Here is a 16,585-nt window from a genome sequence, read left to right on the forward strand (position 1 = left end):
TGGTCGATCCGACTCGGAACGTGACCATTTTGGAACGGTCGAACCTGTCCCGCGGCCTGGTGCCCCGACGGGGCCGCTGACCTAGACTCCTGACCATGAAGCTGAAGCTTGACCTGCATGACATCTTCAACAAGGGCGACCAGATCGACCGGGCGCTGCGGGGGATCATCCAGGAAGCCATCGACAAGAAGGCGACCGAGGTCGAGATCATCCCGGGCAAGGGCTCGGGACAGCTGAAGAAGAAGGTGCTGCGCTTCCTCGACCAGAAGGAGATCAAGGCGCTGTACCACCGGATCGACAAGGACGCGAAGAACCACGGACGGCTGTTCGTGTACTTCCGCCACAAGTAGGCCGACAACGCGCTTTACCGCGGCCAATGCCTTGTCCGAGTTTCAGGAGGGACAAGGCGAGCGAGGATGGCACCCCTCCCCGGTGATGTCGGGGATCGAATACGACGGCACCCCGACCCGAGTGACTGCCTCGGCATCAGAGGTGCCGCATCTGGCCGTTCCCATCCTTCGGCTGAGGGTCACGCCGTACCCCGGCCTGCGCCAGGCCACGGGCGATCATGTATCCGAGGGCTCGACTTGCCCCGAAGGGATCACCGCCAGGCGCGCTAACGTTGCCGGTAGTCAGCAAGACCTGGTGACAGATCGCGGCCGCCGCTCTTATGCGGACGCCGGCCGCCCGGCCTCACATCGAAATCCCCGCGATGCGCGGGAACTCCCCGGTCACGGCGGAGTACAAATGGCGAGCCCCCGACCCAAGCGAGTTGGGACGGGGGCTCGTGTCCGCAGCTAACCGGCAATCGGTTCAAGTGGCCGAACGCAGGTTGGCCCGGATCGCCGGAGGCTCGGCCGTTTAGACGTCCATGCACCACATCGGCTTGCCGTCGATCGTGCAGGGATACCACTCGCCGCGCTGGGCGTTGGCGGGGGCCGCGAGGACGGCGAAGGTGGTGATGGTGACGGCGGCGGTGGCGGCGAGGGCGGCGGCGCGCTTGAGCGTGCGCATGGGGATCTCCTGTTGTCGAGGTGTCGTTGTGGACGGATCTCAGTAGACAGGGGAGATCTTGGGGATCACTTTTGCGTGACTTGGTGGGCGCTTGAGCCCCAACGCAGACGCAGGTCACAGAGGTAAGAGGGCGCCACGTCGTTGACGGGATGCCCTTTTTTCGTGGGCGTTTCGGGACACCGGGGTTGCGCGAACCCTTGACCCGCAGGCGATCCCGGACTGCACGCCGAGATGGTCGTGACCGCAGTGGTGGAGCACCACGCCCGCAGTCTCGGGCGGGATGAGGCCATGAGCGACACGCGACTCAAGGTCACGGCCATCGACTATCCCGGCTTCTACGCCGGCCTGAACGCCATGGCGACCCAGCTCGTCACGGTGGCGGACACGGTCGACCTGGAATTCGCTCGGGCCACCGTCGAAGCCTCAGGCGACCGAACGACCAACCCCGAAATCGACCAGCCTCACGTTCCTGGACGCCGCGATCGCCTATGTGAAGGCGCTGCGAGACCTGGACGACGCGTGAGCGCCGACCTCTCCCGGCAGGCCCGCACCCTCCGACTCTTTGCCGCGGGCCTGCGCGGCTGACCCCGCCGACGTCGTGGTCCTACACATGGCTGGGGATCACCTACGGGTGCGCGCCCGACAGGTCCGGGTCGACCCACTTTGTGCGCAGCCCTTCGTGAGATGGTTCGACGGAAAGGGCGGGGTGCCCCGCTTTCACGACGAAGTGCTCAACTGGCGAATTGCTCGTCGGTAGTAGGCCGCTTTCGATTCGAGATCGGATTTCTGTCGGCTGAGTTCCGCGACCCGTTCGGCTATGCCCGATCTATCACCGGTTACTGGGGCGGTGGCCAATGCCTCGATCTCGGCCTGTATCACTTCGACCCTGGCCGTCGTCTGGTGTTCCATCCACTGAAAGTACGGGAGCAGATCATTGTCGGGCGGCCCGTGGTGGGAGGGACCGGGCGATGGAGAGGCCGAGGGAGGTGGTGACTCGAAGAGCCCGATCATGTCCGCTACAAGAGAGCCCGAGGCCACGATCACGCCGAGAATGGTGATCACTAAACTTAGCGCCGAAGCGGCCGCTATCTGTTCTTGGGTTAGATGCAGGCCCCCGCGACTGGGGCGGCGGTGCCGGGGTTGCACGGCTTGATCGTAAATGCAAGAAGTGGGCGGCGGTCGTGGATTCGCTACAAGAGTGGCGATCTCGTGGATGCCGGCGCGGTAAGGCTCTGCTTTGGGGACGAAACTAGAGACGAGGTGCCGCAGATTCGTACCTGTTCGAACATGCGTTATGTAATCGTCCTACTAGGAACGATCCCGCGCGGAGAGCTTACGGGCCATCCCGATCTCCAGTTGCAGGCCGATCGGTCATCACCAGATGGGTGCTGAGCCGGGAAGATGCGGGAAGCGCCTCCCGGCCGAAAGATTCCCGGTACAGAACCTCCGCACAGCGGTGAGGTTTCCGACGGAGAGAGTGACGACTTCTCTCTCGTTCGGTGCTTTGACCATGATCGAAGCGCAGCCTGTTCAGAGCTGCCGGCCGAGCCAGTCCAGGCCCTCTTCGGCGTGGCCGGCGATCGTGAAGTGGCTGGCGTCCGTGTGGAGGCGTAGTTCGGCGGTGGGGCAGTGGGCTGCCAGCCAGGTTCCGTGGGAGGCGGGGATGACCCGGTCGGCGGTGCCGTGCAGGAGCAGGACGGGGGCGCTGATGGTGCCGGGGTCGCAGCCCCAGGCGTGGGTGTAGGAGACGTCGTCGTCGATCTGGCCGTAGGGGCCGGCGGCCAGGGCCGGTTCGCTCACCTTGCCCAGCCAGCTCCACGGGCCCTCGAAGAAGGCCAGATCGGCTGCGGTGAACTCGCAGTCGTAGGCGAAGTCCGCCTCCTCCAGCGCCGCCCGCACCTCGCGGCCCGCCGCCGCCGTGCCCAGGGCGGCCACCCCGGACGGGATCATCCCGGCGAACCAGTCCAGCCCGTCCGCGCCGTAGGGGGCGATGCCGGCCAGGCTCAGCACCGCCCGGACGCGGTCACCCAGGACGGCGGCGCAGCCCAGAGCGTATGTCCCGCCGCCGGAGTAGCCCATCACGGCGAACCGGCCGATGCCGAGGGCGTCCGCGACGGCTGCCGTGTCGGCGGCGACCGAGGCGACGGTGCGGCCCGGCGCGACGGCGGACCGGCCGTAGCCGGGGCGGTCGAACGACACCCAGCGCAGGCCCAGCCGGTCGGCGGCGGCGAACAGTGGCTCGGGGGGCGATCCAAGGCTGGGGGTGCCGTGATGCCACAGAACCGGCAGCAGCTCGCTCCTCGCCGGGGCGGTGTCGTACACGTGCAGGGTGCGGCCCTCGGCCACCTCGACGTCCAGCTCGATCATGCCGTGATGGTAACGACCGGGCCTTTCAGAGCGCGGGCGGTGGCATTGCGACTCGTGCGGTCAGCTCTCTGAGAGGGGTACGCCGAGGTCTTCCAATAGGTCATCGATGGCAGGCTCTGCGGCGTGGAGGACGACACCGCGCATGGCGCGAGTGGCCAGCAGGCGGTAGGGGTGTCGAAGCCGGGCGCGCTGTACTGGTCGCGGTGTTTGTCGGCAGATCGGACGGGGACCCAGCGGGGGTCCAGGTCAGGGCCGATGATGACACCGGCGTAGTCGAAATCGAAGCCTTGGGCACCTGAGAGCACGGGGCGCGATCCCGCTCAGCCGGCTCGCCGGGGCTTTCTCAGCATCGACGCAATGAGCGATCCGTGTTGTTGAATGGTGATCACTCGACGATCTCTGGAGAATGGCATGGTGCTGACCGAAACACCCCTGGAGGCGTTACCGAGGCAGCAAAGAAGGTGGCCGTTCTTCGTATGTCTCGCGCTCCTGGCTTCGATCGTCGCCTGCACCCTGGTGTTCGTCGTTCCGCAGTGGCGCAACAACGAGAAGCTGGCCAGGCTGCACGAACGAGTGAGCATGCTCTCCCTCCCACCCGACACCGAACATGATCTGCGGGCCGAGGCGAGTGTGGTGGGTCTTCTGTCAGGCAACAGCAACCACTGCGACTATCTGGTCCACCTGGCTCTGATCACGAAGCTGCCCGATGCCGAGCTTGTCCGCCACTACGAGTCCGTCACGGTCGAGGGCATCGAGGGCGAAGCGCTCTCCGGCACCGTATACGTCAGCCCGAGCGGATCATGGCGAGGAGACGGCTCGAAGGAGGTCATCGTGGAATTCTTCGACGGAGGACACGAAGCCGGGTCCGACCTGCGCTGCCGCTGACCCGAAGCCCCCGGCGATCGCCGCGACACGCCGGACAGCCCCCCTCAGAACCGAATGTGGTCACAGAGAGTTGAGCCGCCCGAGAGGGGACTCATGGTTCACTACCGAGATCAGTTCGGTTAAGCGTCCATTCGATGTGCATCTGCCTCACCAGTATGGTCTCCGCGCGATCGGTTCCAGCAACTGCGGCAGATAGTGTCTTCGCCGGAGGCAGGATCGCCGTGCTCACCACCGAGGGCTCCTTGCCGCCCATCCCAGGGTCGCATCGGGGCACATGGCTTGGGTACTTCCGGGGGCCTTGAGGAGACCGGTATTCGCAGGCCGACATGGGTGTTCGAGCGGATGTCCAAGCTCTGGAAGCTTCTCATCATTTCCGCCACCAGTGATAAGCGGCCGCGCTCCAGGAAGGCGGCGCGGGCCCCGCTGGTCGGGGGTGCGCGCGTACGAACCTTCAGACTCGGTGGCTTTTCCAGTGAGGAGACGTGTGATCCACGCCGACCTGATCGTCATCTACACCGACCGGCTCGACGCCTGTCACGCCTTCTACTCCGGCCTCGGGCTGACCTTCGAGAGGGAACGGCACGGCGCGGGCCCCGTGCACTTCGCCGCCACGCTCGGGACCACCGTCATCGAGCTCTACCCGGCGGGCGACCAGCCGCCGACAGGCCGGCTCCGCCTCGGACTGACCCTCCAAGCCGGGCCGGGACGGGCGCCCGGACACCACACCCTGACCGACCCCGACGGCAGGACCGTCGCCCTCACCGTCGTCGCCCAGGCCTAGAGAGTCCGGCAGCGATCGGGGGCAGCCGGGGCCTGGTAGCCCGGGACCGACGGCCATCGGACGGTCAGCACGACCGACTCCTCCTCGGCGACCCACGAGTGGTCGACGCCGTGGCCCCACACCAGGTAGTCGCCCTGTTTCTCCAGCACCACGCTCCGGTCGCGCAGTTCCATCCGGAACCGGCCGCTGATCAGGACGATCATCGCCGTGCGGGACTCGCCGGTGACCCATTCGGCGCGTTCCTCGCCCTTGGGGTGGACGCCCCACTTGATCTCGACCTCGTCGCTGTGCCTCGGGTCGCCCGACGGCTGGAAGTGGCCGAGGAGCCAGCCGCGGTCGAGCAGCGCGTCGGCGTTGGCGTTGCCCACGTACACCCGTTCTGTCACGAGCCGCGAGGTTAGCAGAGTTTGCCGATCGTCCTGGCCTCCTCCGCCGCCGCGACCACGGCCTCCAGGGTCGCGCCGGTTCCCGCTGTGACCAGGGCCGATATGGCGCCCTCGATGAACGGCGCGTCGGCCAGGACCACGTCGGGGCGGTCTTCGACGAAGGCGCGGGCGGTGAGGACGGCGCTGCCGAGGTCCATCAGGACGACCACGCCGTCGCCCTGGTCGACCTCCGCGACGGCGTTCTCCAGTTTGGTCAGGCTGGTGCCGAGGCCGCCCTCGTCGGTGCCGCCCGCCGGGCGGATCGGGGCGTCGTCGCCGGCGATGCCGACGGCCAGGGCGACCGCCTCCTCGGCCAGGCGGGCGCTGTGGGAGATGAGGACCAGGCCGACCATCACGCCGCCCGCAGGCTGTCGATCACGATGGCCATCGAGGTCGCGCCGGGGTCCTGGTGGCCGACGCTGCGTTCGCCCAGGTAACTGGCGCGGCCCTTGCGGGCGCGCATCTCCGTGGTGGCCCGGGCGCCGTCGCGGGCGGCCTGCGCCGCAGCGTCGAAGGACACCTTCAGGGCCGGTACGGCCGGGGCGAGCGCGTCGATCATCGTCTTGTCGCCCTCCGCGGCCGAACCCAGCTTCATGATCGCCCCCAGGGCGTCGGCGAAGGCGTCGGCCAGCGCCTCCGGCGACACCTCTGCCACGTCGCCGATCGAGCGGCCCAGGGTGCGGAAGAGAGTGCCGTACAGGGGACCGGACGCGCCGCCCACCTTGCGGATCAGGGTGGTGCCCGTGGTGGTGAGCACGTCGGCGGGGGTCGCCGGAGAGGTGGTGACCAGGGCCTCCTCCACCGCGGTGAATCCCCGGTCGAGGTTGGAGCCGTGGTCGGCGTCGCCGATGGCGCGGTCGAGGTCGGTCAGGTGGTCGCGCTCGGCACGGACGCGTTCGGTGACGGTCGCGATCCAGCGCAGGAAGAAGGCCGTGTCCATCAGCGTCCCCATCGCAGGCCCGGGGTCTCCACCGGGTGGTCCCAGAGTATCGTCAGCTCGTTGTCGAGCAGGCAGGTCGTGATCGAGAAACCGGCCATGTCCAGGCTGGTCACATAGTTGCCGACCAGGCACCTGGTGGCGGTCGCGCCCTTCTCCCGCAGGTACGCGTCCACCTCCCCATAGGCCAGATAGAGCTCCATCAGGGGGGTCGCGCCCATGCCGTTCACCATCACGAGCATGTCGCCGGAGAACGGGAGATCGGTGTTGAGGGCGTCGAGGGCCACCCGGACGATCTCCCTCGCCTCCCGGTAGGGCTCTCTCGACCGGCCGGGTTCGCCGTGGATGCCGATGCCGAGTTCGATCTCCGCAGGGCCCAGGTCGAAGGTCGGCTTGCCGGCGGCGGGGACCGTGCCCGCCGAGAAGGCCACGCCGAACGAGCGGCTGCGCTCGTTGACCGTGCGGGCCATCGCGGCGACCGCCTCCAGCGGGGCGCCCTGCTCGGCCAGGGCGCCGGCCATCTTCTCCACGAACAGGGTCGCGCCGGTGCCCCGACGGCCCGCCGTGTAGGTCGAATCCTGGACGGCCACGTCGTCGTCGACCAGGACGCTGATCACGTGCACGCCCTCTTCGGCGCAGAGCTCGGCGGCCATCTCGAAGTTGAGGACGTCGCCGGTGTAGTTCTTCACGATGTGGAGGACGCCCGCGCCGCCGTCGACGGCCTTGGTGGCCTCGATCATCTGGTCGGGGACCGGGGAGGTGAACACCTCGCCGGGGCAGGCGGCGTCGAGCATGCCGTAACCGACGAAACCGGCGTGGAGCGGCTCGTGGCCCGAGCCACCGCCCGAGACCAGGCCCACCTTGCCCGGAGTGGGGCCCGAGGCGCGCACCACGATCCGGTTCTCGACGTCGACGCGCAGCGACGGGTGGGCGGCGGCCATGCCCCGCAGCGTGTCGGGCACGACGTCGCCGACGGCGTTGATGAGTTTCTTCACGTGTGCCTCCACGGCGAAAGGGGAAGCCGGTGTCACGGCTTCCCCTTCCCGGTGATCAGCGGGCGAACACCACGATGTTGTCGCGGTAGGAGCGCCGGGCCCGGTCGAACGTGCCGCCGCAGGTGATCAGCCTGATCTGGGCGCCGGAGCCGGAGGAGTAGACGAGCCCGTTCGGGACGTCGTTCTTCGGATAGCGGGCGATCCGGTAGACGGTGAACGTCACGCTCGATCCGTCGGCCCGGTCGACGGTGACCCTGTGGCCCCTCCTCAGTTCGCGGAGCCGGTGGAAGACCGCCGGGCCCGATGTGGAGTCGACGTGCGCGGCGATGACCGCGACGCCCTTCTCACCCGGTTCGGGGCCGGACTTGTGCCATCCCGCGACGTCGAACCTCTTCGGGGCGATGAGCTTGCCCTTCTCGTCGAGCCTGAGCGGGATGATCGGCGAGTTGACCCTGATGGCCGGAATGCGGACCCTGGCCGGGTTCGCCACATCCTTGGCAGCCGGGACGACGCCCGCCACCCCGGTGGCCGCCTGAGCCGCCGGCGCACCCTCACCCGCACAGGCCGCCAGCAGCAGCGCCCCCGCCAGCAGAGCACCGGCTCTCATCGTGCACGTCCTCACGACGCCTCACCCTGACGCCGCCGCGCCAGCATCCCCAGCCCCGCCACGGCCCCGACCCCGGCCACACCGGCGATCCCGAGCGGCACCCACGGGTTCATCCCGCTCTCCTCAGCGGACACGAACCGCAGATCGGCCGCACCCCCCATCCCGGTCTCCACCCCACCGCTTGGCCGTTCGCCGTCGTCGTCCCGCGTCCCCCCGGCCCCGGTCTCGACGCCACCGCTGGGCCGGTCGTCATCGTCGTCGTCGTCGCGGCGGTCGTCGTCGTCGGTCACCGTGGTGGACCACGTCGGGGTGGCGTGGGCCGCTGCCGGGAGGGCGGCGGTGGCGGTGGCCACGGTGGCCACGGTGGCCAGGGCGGCGAGGGCCAGGAGGGCCCGGCGTGCTTCGAGGTTCATCTCAGCTCCCTGTCGGGTTCGGTTTCTCGGTGCTGAGATCAGCGTCGGGAGCGGGGGTTGGGCCTGTCTGAGAGGTGGGTTAGAGCGGTCTCATCGGGCCTTGAGGCGGTATCCGGTGCCGCGCACGGTCTCGATGCGGTCGGGGCCGATCTTGCGGCGGAGGTAGCGGACATAGACGTCCACGACGTTGGAACCCGGGTCGAAGTCGAAGCCCCACACCTGGCTGAGGAGCTGTTCGCGGGACAGGACCTGCTCGGGGTGGAGGAAGAACGCCTCGGCCAGGGCGAACTCCCGGGTCGACAGGTCGATGGACCGCTCTCCGGCGTGGGCGCGGCGGGTGCGCAGGTCCAGGGCCAGGTCGCCGACGCGCAGCACGGTCGCCTCGGGGGCGCGTTCGCCGCGCAGGCGCAGCCGGACGCGGGCCAGCAACTCCTCGAAGGCGAACGGCTTGGCGATGTAGTCGTCGGCGCCGCCCTCCAGGCCCGCGACCGTGTCGCCGACGCTGTCGCGGGCGGTCAGGATGATGACGGGGATCTCGGCGCGGGCGGCGCGCAGGCGGCGCAGCACGGTGAAGCCGTCGCTCAGCGGCAGGCCGATGTCCAGGATCATCAGGTCGTGGTCGCCCGTGCGGGCGTGCTCGTAGGCGGCGAGGCCGTCGGTCACCACGGTCGTCACGAACCCTCCGGCCCGCAGGCCCTTCTCCAGGAAAGCGGCGATGCGGTCCTCGTCCTCGGCGATCAGAATGCGGTTCACGCGGCCTCCTCAAGGACGAAGGGAAAGGTCAGGACGAACTGGGCGCCGCCACCGGGGGCGTCCATCACGAAGGCCCGGCCGTCGTGCGCCTCGGCGATCGACCGCACGATCGACAACCCCAGGCCGGAGCCCTCACCGGCGATGCGGGAGCGCTCGAACCGCTGGAAGATGCGCTCGCGGTCCTCCGGCGCGACCCCCGGGCCGCTGTCGCGGACCCACAGCACCACCTGGCCGTCACGGACCGCCGACCCGGCCGCGACCAGGTCGCCGTCGCCGGTGTGGCGCACCGCGTTGGCCATGAGCTGCATCAACGCCTGGGTGAGCCGCTGCTGGTCGGCGAGCGCGTACTGCTCGGCCACCTCGTCGACGCGCCACTTGCGGTCGGCCAGCGCCCGCGCGCGGGCCACCGCGCCCACGGTGAGCTCGGCGAGCTCGACCGGTTCGAGGGTGACGAAGTTGGGCTGGCCCGCCTTGGCGAGCGTCAGCAGGTCGTCGACCAGGCGGTTCATCCGGGCCAGCTCGTCGTTGACGAGGGCGAGGGTGTCGCGCTGGTCGTCCGGGTCGTCGCCCATCAGCTCCAGGTGGCCGCGGATGACCGTGATGGGGGTGCGCAGTTCGTGCCCGGCGTCGTCGGCGAAGGTGCGCTGCGCGGCGAAGGCGTGGTCGAGGCGGTCGAGCATGTGGTTGAACGTCGCCGCCAGCGCCGCCACGTCGTCGTTGCCGGTGACGTCGAGCCGCCGGGTCAGGTCGGAGCTGTCGGAGATCGCCTCGGCCGTCTGGCGCACCAGCCTGATCGGGGCGAGCACCCGCCCGGCCACGAACCACCCCGCGCCGCCAGCCAGCGTCAGCGCCGCCAGGCCGGTGATCGCCAGGGTCTGGACCGACGCCACGATCTCCTCGCGGTGGGCGTCGTAGAAGACCGCCACGACGAACTGGCCGACCTCGCCGCCGACCTGGACGGGAATGGCGGCGTAGCGCACCCGTCCGGCCGCGCTGTCGGTCCAGCCGGCCACCGGCCTCTGGGTGACCGCCCTGATCCTCCGGAGGAGGGCCTGGTCGTTCTCGACGGGGGCCAGCCGGTCGACGCCGCTGATCCTGACCTCGTCGCCGACGACCCGGAAGTAGGTCTCCCAGCGGTCGGGGGCGTTCACCGACAGGAAGAGGTCGAGCAGCGCCGCGGCGCTTCGCGGCGGAGAGTCCTTGGTCTCGTTGGCGACGAACCGGCGCAGTTTCTCGGTCTCGTTCTCCAGCTCGGCGCTGACGCGGGAGTCGAGCCTGCTGAGCAGGATGCTCCACGTCGCCGACAACGACACCGACAGGGCGAGCGCCACCAGGAAGAGCATCCAGCCCACGATCCGGGCACGGGCGCTCATCGCACCCCGCGCTCAGTCGTCACCGTCGTCATCGTCGTCATCTCCGTCGTCGTCGTCCCCGCCCTGCCTCGGGGGTGGCGGTCCGACCTTGTCGCCACGGTCCTGCCTGGCGGGGGACGCCGACGGGTCAGGCTTCGCCTCGGACGGTTCGGCGGTGACGACCACCGGCCCGCCCAGGTGCGGCCCGTCGTCGCCGAACGCCCAGAAGACGCCGGTCGTCGCGAAGGCGGCCAGCACCGCCCCGGCGATCAGCACCGGCACCGACGTCCTGCGAAGCATGGCCCCAGTCTCGGGCCGATTCAGGAGAACATCATGGGAGCAGGATGAGAAGACTCTTATCTTCCCCGCGCCGCCGAACCTGTAGGAAGATCACCGGAAGTTCGTCGAAAGGGTTCTGACATGTCGGTGCTGCGTGATCTGGTCGAGGGCATCAAGGGCGGTTCGATCGAGGTGGTCGACCTCACCGCGCCGCTGGCCGAGTCGACCCCGATCCTGATGCTCCCCGAGCCGTTCGGGAACACCGTCCCGTTCACGCTCCAGGAGATCAGCCGCTACGACGACCGCGGCCCCGGGTGGTACTGGAACAACATCTCGACCGGCGAGCACACCGGCACCCACTTCGACGCGCCGATCCACTGGGTCACCGCCCGCGACGGCGAGGACGTCTCCCAGGTCGCGCCCGCCAAGCTGCTCGCGCCCGCCGTCGTGCTCGACTTCGCCGCCGAGGCCGCCGCCGACCCCGACTTCCTGCTGGAGATCTCCCACGTGAAGGCCTGGGAGGCCGAGCACGGGCCGCTGCCCGACGGCGGCTGGCTCCTCTACCGGACCGGCTGGGACGTCCGCGCCCACGACCAGGCCGCGTTCCTCAACGCGAACGAGACCGGCCCGCACACGCCCGGCATCTCGGTCGATTGCGCCCGCTACCTGGCCGAGGAGACCCCCATCGTCGGGCTCGGCGTGGAGACCGTGGGCACCGACGCGGGCGCCGCCCACTCGTTCGACCCCGCGTTCCCGTGTCACTCGTTCCTGCTCGGCGCGGGGAAGTACGGCCTGACCCAGCTCCGCAACCTCGACCGGCTGCCGGTGACCGGGGCCGTGGTGGTCGCCCCGCCGCTGCCCATCGCGGGCGGCTCGGGTTCGCCCGTCCGGGTGCTGGCCCTGGTCGAGGTGTGAACGTCGACGAGGCGGTCGGGCGGGCGCTGGCGTCGCTGGGCGTGCGGACCGTGTTCGGCGTCGTCGGCTCCGGCAACTTCCACGTGACCAACGCCCTCGTGGCCGGGGGAGCGCGCTTCGTCGCGGCCCGGCACGAGGGCGGCGCCGCCACCATGGCCGACGCCTACGCCCGGATGTCGGGCGAGGTCGGGGTGGTGACCGTGCACCAGGGGCCGGGCCTGACCAACATGATCACCGGCCTGGCCGAGGCGGCCAAGAGCCGCACGCCGCTGCTGGTGCTGGCCGGTGAGGTGACGTCGCGGCTGTCCAACTTCTGGGTCGACCAGGCCGCGCTGGCCGAGGCCGTCGGGGCGGTGCCGCTGCGGATCGCCTCGGCGGAGACCGCCGTCGCCGACGCGGTCGCGGCCTATCGGACCGCGCGGGAGGAGCGGCGGGCGGTGCTGCTCAACCTGCCGCTGGACGTCCAGGCTCAGCAGGTCGGCGAGGGCTTCGATCCAGGTGCCGGCGGGAGCGCGAAGCCGCAGGAGCCCGGGTCCGCATCCGACGACCGGGCGGACGCGCTCACCGGTCCGGCGCGCCTGCCCGACGACGGGTCGCTCGATCGGCTGGCCGAGGCCGTCGCCGCCGCCGAGCGGCCGGTCTTCGTCGCGGGGCGCGGGGCCCGGCACGCCCGGCGGGAGCTGGAGGCGCTGGGAGAGAGGGCCGGGGCGCTGCTGGCGACGTCGGCCGTCGCGCGCGGGCTGTTCAAGGGCAGCCCGTGGGACCTCGACGTCTCCGGCGGGTTCGCGACGCCGCTCGCGGCCGAGCTCATCCGGGACGCCGACCTCATCGTGGGGTGGGGGTGCGCGCTCAACATGTGGACGATGCGGCACGGCGCGCTCATCGGCCCCTCGGCCACCGTGGTGCAGGTCGACATCGACGCAACGGCGATCGGGGCTCACCGGTCGGTGGACTTCGGCGTCGCGGGGGACGTCGCGGGGTGTGCGACAGCCGTAAAAGAAAAACTCCCAGGTCAGCGCGGCGGATACCGGAACGATGCGCTGGCCGCCCGCCTGGAGGCCGGGCGGCGCTGGCAGGACGTCGCCTACCGGGACGAGAGCGGCGAGGGGCGCATCGACCCCCGCACGCTGACGATCCGGCTTGACGAGCTGCTCCCGGCCGAACGGATCGTGTCGGTCGACTCGGGAAACTTCATGGGATATCCGGCGATGTTCCTGGACGTCCCCGACGAGTTCGGGTTCTGCTTCACCCAGTCGTTCCAGTCCATCGGGCTCGGGCTGGCCACCGCGATCGGGGCGGCGCTCGCGCGGCCCGACCGGCTGCCCGTGGCGGCGCTGGGGGACGGCGGCGCGCTGATGGGCGTGGCCGAGCTCGAAACCGTCGTGCGGCTGGGGCTCCCGATGGTGGTCGTCGTGTACGACGACGAGGCCTACGGGGCCGAGGTCCACCACTTCCACGGCGCTCCGCACGGCACCGTCACCTTCCCTCCGGTCGACATCGCCTCGATCGGGCGGGGGTTCGGCTGCGCCGCCGTCACGGTGCGCTCGGCGGCCGATCTGGATGCGGTGCGTGAGTGGGTCGACGGCCCCCGTGACCTGCCCCTTCTCATCCACGCGAAGGTGACGCGCGAGCGCGGCTCGTGGTGGCTGGAGGAGGCGTTCAGAGGGCACTGACCGGGGGTTCGTAGGTTACGGTTCTCGCATGGCTGAGATCGTGTATCCCCCGGTGATCGGGGCCGCAGTGACGATGTTCAAGGTCCTCGGGATGAAGATCAACATCGAGGGTGCCGAAAACATCCCGACCACCGGCGGGGCGGTCCTCGTCAGCAACCACATCAGCTATCTCGACTTCCTCTTCGCCGGGTTCGGCGCGCGGCCGGCCAACCGGCTGGTGCGCTTCATGGCGAAGAAGGAGGTCTTCGACCACCGGATCTCCGGCCCGCTGATGCGCGGCATGCACCACATCGCGGTCGACCGCGCCGAGGGCGCCGGGGCCTACATCGCCGCGCTCAAGGCGCTCAAGGCGGGCGAGGTGGTGGGCGTGTTCGCCGAGGCGACCATCAGCCAGTCGTTCACCGTCAAGGAGATCAAGAATGGCGCGGTGCGGATGGCCGCCGCCACCAACGTGCCGCTGATCCCCATGTCGCTGTGGGGGACGCAGCGCCTCTGGACCAAGGGCCGCCCCCGCAAGATCATGCAGCGGAACATCCCGGTGACGATCTCGATCGGCGAGCCGATGCGCCCGCAGCGCCGCGAGGACATGGACGCCGCCACCGCCGAGCTCCACCGCCGCCTGTCGGAGCTCGTCGACAAGGCCCAGCGGTCCTACCCCGACGACGGCGCCGGAACCTGGTGGCAGCCCGCCCACCTGGGCGGAACGGCCCCGACCCCCGAAGAGGCGGCGGCCCTCGACGAGGCGGAGCGCAAGGAGAGGGCCAACCGGGGCGAGAGCGAGTGAGCCCGGAGACGACGAAGGCAAGGAGATCGGATCTCCCTGCCACTACCAAGCTATAGCGCACCCCGGGGCTTGCGGCAAGACCCCGGGCGTGCAGCAGAATCTCCCACTGTTCACGCGAACAGGGGGATTTCCATGACAGACGTGATCATCGTCGGCGCAGGTCCGACCGGTGTGATGCTGGCCGCCGAACTCCGGTTGCACGGTGTCGGCGTGGTCGTCCTGGAGGCGGCGGCCGAACCGGCGGACATCGTCAAGGCGCTCGGCCTGCACGTGCGCAGCATCGAGATCATCGACCAGCGGGGCCTGCTCGACGCGTTCCTCGCCGAAGGCCAGCGGCATCCGCTGCGGAGCCACTTCGCCGCCATCGTCAAGCCGGGCGAGGTGACCCTCGACACCGCCCACCCCTACATCCTCGGCATCCCGCAGTCCGCCACCGAGCGCCTGCTGACCGAGCACGCCGTCAAGCTTGGCGCGGAGATCCGGCGGGGGAACGCGGTCGTCGGGCTGACCCAGGACGACGACGGGGTGACGGCCGAACTGGCCGACGGAACCCGGCTCACCGCCCGCTACCTGGTCGGGTGTGACGGCGGGCGGAGCGCGGTCCGCAAACTGCTCGGCGTCGCCTTCCCCGGTGAGCCCAGCAGGGTCGACACGCTGCTGGGGGAGATGAAGCTCACCGCGCCGCCCGAGACGGTGGCCGCCGTGATGACCGAGATCCGCAAGACCGAGCTGCGGTTCGGGGCGGGGCCGCTCGGCGACGGGAACTACCGGGTGCTCGTCCCCGCCGACGGCGTGGCCGACGACCGTGCGGTCGCCCCGACGATCGAGGAGTTCAGGCGTCAGCTGGTGGCGACGGCGGGGACCGACTTCGGCGCCCACTCCCCGCGCTGGCTGTCGCGTTTCGGCGACGCGACCCGGCAGGCGGAGCGCTACCGGGTGGGACGGGTCTTCCTCGCCGGGGACGCCGCGCACATCCACCCGCCGACCGGTGGGCAGGGCCTCAACCTGGGGATCCAGGACGCGTTCAACCTGGGCTGGAAACTGGCCGCCCAGGTGAACGGCTGGGCCCCCGGCGACCTGCTGGACACCTACCACTCCGAGCGCCACCCGGTGGCGGCCGACGTGCTCACCAACACGGCCGCCCAGATGCACCTGCTGGCGAACGAACCGGGAGTCCGGGCGGTCCGCCACGTGCTGTCGGAGTTGATGGACTTCGAGAACGTGGCCCGGTTCCTGCTGGAGAAGGTCACCGCGATCGGGGTGCGCTACGACCTCGGCGACGGCCACGAGCTGGTGGGACGCCGGATGCGGAACCACGGTGACCTCTACGCCTCGATGCGCGACGGCCGGGGCCTGCTCGTCGACCCGACCGGCCGGCTCTCGGCCGAGGGCTGGGCCGACAGGGTCGGCCGGGTCAGCGAGGAGGTGGGCGTCCCGGCGGCGCTGCTCCGGCCGGACGGCCATGTGGCGTGGGTCGGCGACTCCCAGGACGACCTGACCGGTCAGCTGACCAGATGGTTCGGCGAACCGGCGTCGTGAAGGCCGGTCAGTCCCACTGGACGAGTTCCTCGGGGGTGGCGACCGTGAAGGCGCGTTCGAGCCACTTGCGGGTGACGGCGGGGTCGGTGCAGGCGAGGATGCGCTCGCGGAGCTGGTCGCTCACCTCGAAGTCGCGGCTTTCGAGGATGAACAGCACCGCCTCCGCCTCACCTTGGGCCTTTCCTTCGGCCCTGCCCTCTGCGACGTACCGGCGGGCCCACTCGCTCTTGTACTCGTACTTCGCCACACCCATCATTGTCCTCCACAGCTCCGAAGCGGTCCTGCTCAAGGCTTCCGAGAGATAGTCAGCGTACATTTTGGCGTTTTCCTCTTTTTCCCCCGCTGCCTTGCCCAGCGAGAGGACGCCGGCCGAGACCGCCGCCAGAACCTCCTTGCCCCGTGGGCCGTCCGCGTGGGCGAGGGCCGAGAGGGTCGCCAGCTCGGGGTTGGCGATGGCCTGTTCCTCGTCCGTCACCAAAGGGAGGGCGGACATCCCGATCACGTGTGGCGTCACCACGGAGGAGGGGCCCAGCACGATGGGCGTGGCGAGATGTTCGGCTCCATGGGCGTGCGGCCACATCACCAGGAGGATGGTCTGGCAGTCATGCCGCGCGTAGGCGGCGGTGACGTTTTCGGCCCAGGTCAGGCGTCGACGCGGATCATGGTCGCGCTGCACCTCGACCACGCAGGCGAGAACCGGCCGGCCTCTGTAGCGCAGGACGATGCCGGGTGACTCCACGCTGGCCTCGTCGTACGAGGGGACCGGCATGCCGAAGGTCTCCGATAACAGGTCGGGGGCCAGGCGGGGGTTGTTGGTGAACAGGTCCAGCCACATCTCGTGCTCGGTGGTCGGGGGCATGCGGAAG

21 protein-coding genes are annotated in these 16,585 nt (G+C 69.9%); 8 read left to right on the forward strand and 13 right to left on the reverse strand.

Translation table 11 applies throughout. From position 1 onward, the window contains the following. Positions 1-95 precede the first annotated feature (95 nt). The gene (locus AW270_RS24115; protein ID WP_061297662.1) at positions 96-350 is read left to right on the forward strand and encodes a Smr/MutS family protein; all 255 of its coding nucleotides are present in this window, start codon (positions 96-98) and stop codon (positions 348-350) included. A gap of 511 nt (positions 351-861) precedes the next feature. Here the strand turns inward: AW270_RS24115 and AW270_RS38980 are convergent. Continuing rightward, positions 862-1,014 carry a hypothetical protein gene (locus AW270_RS38980; RefSeq protein ID WP_156045872.1) on the reverse strand — a complete coding sequence of 51 codons (153 nt, stop codon included), beginning with the start codon at positions 1,012-1,014 and terminating at the stop codon, positions 862-864. A gap of 237 nt (positions 1,015-1,251) precedes the next feature. Here AW270_RS38980 and AW270_RS24120 point away from each other — a divergent pair, with 237 nt between their 5' ends. Then, on the forward strand, positions 1,252-1,599 hold the full coding sequence (locus AW270_RS24120) for a hypothetical protein (protein ID WP_218009330.1): 348 nt from the start codon (positions 1,252-1,254) through the stop codon (positions 1,597-1,599). A gap of 132 nt (positions 1,600-1,731) precedes the next feature. Here AW270_RS24120 and AW270_RS38985 read toward each other — a convergent pair whose 3' ends face one another. Beyond that, positions 1,732-2,076 (reverse strand): hypothetical protein, encoded by a 345-nt coding sequence (locus tag AW270_RS38985; protein ID WP_157522505.1) that lies wholly within the window; start codon positions 2,074-2,076, stop codon positions 1,732-1,734. 468 nt (positions 2,077-2,544) lie between these two features. Then, a complete protein-coding gene (locus tag AW270_RS24125; RefSeq protein WP_061297665.1) occupies positions 2,545-3,381 on the reverse strand; it encodes an alpha/beta fold hydrolase in 837 nt (278 codons plus the stop codon). Between the two features lie 411 nt (positions 3,382-3,792). Between AW270_RS24125 and AW270_RS24130 the strand changes: the two genes are divergently transcribed. Continuing rightward, positions 3,793-4,266, forward strand: coding sequence for a hypothetical protein (locus AW270_RS24130; protein WP_061297666.1), 474 nt, complete (start codon positions 3,793-3,795; stop codon positions 4,264-4,266). A gap of 484 nt (positions 4,267-4,750) precedes the next feature. Beyond that, complete coding sequence (locus AW270_RS24135) at positions 4,751-5,047, forward strand: VOC family protein (RefSeq protein WP_245674832.1); 297 nt, start codon at positions 4,751-4,753, stop codon at positions 5,045-5,047. Here AW270_RS24135 and AW270_RS24140 read toward each other — a convergent pair. From AW270_RS24140 to AW270_RS24180, 9 genes are all read right to left on the reverse strand, one after another. Beyond that, positions 5,044-5,433: a cupin domain-containing protein gene (locus AW270_RS24140; protein WP_061297668.1), complete on the reverse strand. Its 390-nt coding sequence runs from the start codon at positions 5,431-5,433 to the stop codon at positions 5,044-5,046. The two genes, AW270_RS24135 and AW270_RS24140, sit on opposite strands and share 4 nt — an antisense overlap. A gap of 11 nt (positions 5,434-5,444) precedes the next feature. Then, positions 5,445-5,825 carry a dihydroxyacetone kinase phosphoryl donor subunit DhaM gene (gene dhaM / locus AW270_RS24145; RefSeq protein ID WP_061297670.1) on the reverse strand — a complete coding sequence of 127 codons (381 nt, stop codon included), beginning with the start codon at positions 5,823-5,825 and terminating at the stop codon, positions 5,445-5,447. After that, complete coding sequence (dhaL, locus tag AW270_RS24150; RefSeq protein ID WP_245674833.1) at positions 5,825-6,412, reverse strand: dihydroxyacetone kinase subunit DhaL; 588 nt, start codon at positions 6,410-6,412, stop codon at positions 5,825-5,827. Before dhaL ends, dhaM begins: the two co-directional genes overlap by 1 nt. Then, complete coding sequence (dhaK, locus tag AW270_RS24155) at positions 6,412-7,404, reverse strand: dihydroxyacetone kinase subunit DhaK (RefSeq protein ID WP_061297672.1); 993 nt, start codon at positions 7,402-7,404, stop codon at positions 6,412-6,414. Before dhaK ends, dhaL begins: the two co-directional genes overlap by 1 nt. A 55-nt stretch (positions 7,405-7,459) precedes the next feature. After that, complete coding sequence (locus tag AW270_RS24160; protein WP_061297675.1) at positions 7,460-8,011, reverse strand: class F sortase; 552 nt, start codon at positions 8,009-8,011, stop codon at positions 7,460-7,462. An 11-nt stretch (positions 8,012-8,022) separates the two neighbouring features. After that, entirely contained in the window at positions 8,023-8,424 is a 402-nt protein-coding gene (locus tag AW270_RS24165) for a hypothetical protein (protein WP_061297677.1), read from the reverse strand. Between the two features lie 90 nt (positions 8,425-8,514). Continuing rightward, complete coding sequence (locus tag AW270_RS24170; RefSeq protein WP_061297679.1) at positions 8,515-9,177, reverse strand: response regulator transcription factor; 663 nt, start codon at positions 9,175-9,177, stop codon at positions 8,515-8,517. After that, on the reverse strand, positions 9,174-10,550 hold the full coding sequence (locus AW270_RS24175) for a sensor histidine kinase (RefSeq protein WP_063819317.1): 1,377 nt from the start codon (positions 10,548-10,550) through the stop codon (positions 9,174-9,176). The genes AW270_RS24170 and AW270_RS24175 overlap by 4 nt, the downstream gene beginning before the upstream one ends. Positions 10,551-10,562: 12 nt before the next feature. Then, positions 10,563-10,829: a hypothetical protein gene (locus AW270_RS24180; RefSeq protein ID WP_157522511.1), complete on the reverse strand. Its 267-nt coding sequence runs from the start codon at positions 10,827-10,829 to the stop codon at positions 10,563-10,565. A 120-nt stretch (positions 10,830-10,949) separates the two neighbouring features. Between AW270_RS24180 and AW270_RS24185 the strand changes: the two genes are divergently transcribed. From AW270_RS24185 to rox, 4 genes are all read left to right on the forward strand, one after another. Next, positions 10,950-11,723, forward strand: coding sequence for a cyclase family protein (locus AW270_RS24185; protein WP_061297683.1), 774 nt, complete (start codon positions 10,950-10,952; stop codon positions 11,721-11,723). Next, on the forward strand, positions 11,720-13,396 hold the full coding sequence (locus tag AW270_RS24190; protein WP_061297684.1) for a thiamine pyrophosphate-binding protein: 1,677 nt from the start codon (positions 11,720-11,722) through the stop codon (positions 13,394-13,396). Before AW270_RS24185 ends, AW270_RS24190 begins: the two co-directional genes overlap by 4 nt. A gap of 28 nt (positions 13,397-13,424) precedes the next feature. Next, positions 13,425-14,180, forward strand: a complete 756-nt coding sequence (locus tag AW270_RS24195) for a lysophospholipid acyltransferase family protein (RefSeq protein WP_061297686.1) — start codon at positions 13,425-13,427, stop codon at positions 14,178-14,180. A 132-nt stretch (positions 14,181-14,312) separates the two neighbouring features. Beyond that, complete coding sequence (gene rox, locus AW270_RS24200) at positions 14,313-15,719, forward strand: rifampin monooxygenase (RefSeq protein WP_061297688.1); 1,407 nt, start codon at positions 14,313-14,315, stop codon at positions 15,717-15,719. Between the two features lie 7 nt (positions 15,720-15,726). Here rox and AW270_RS24205 read toward each other — a convergent pair whose 3' ends face one another. After that, positions 15,727-16,578, reverse strand: a complete 852-nt coding sequence (locus AW270_RS24205) for a hypothetical protein (protein ID WP_061297691.1) — start codon at positions 16,576-16,578, stop codon at positions 15,727-15,729. Positions 16,579-16,585: the final 7 nt, after the last annotated feature.

The organism is Herbidospora cretacea, from assembly GCF_001570605.1.
Lineage (GTDB): Bacteria > Actinomycetota > Actinomycetes > Streptosporangiales > Streptosporangiaceae > Herbidospora > Herbidospora cretacea.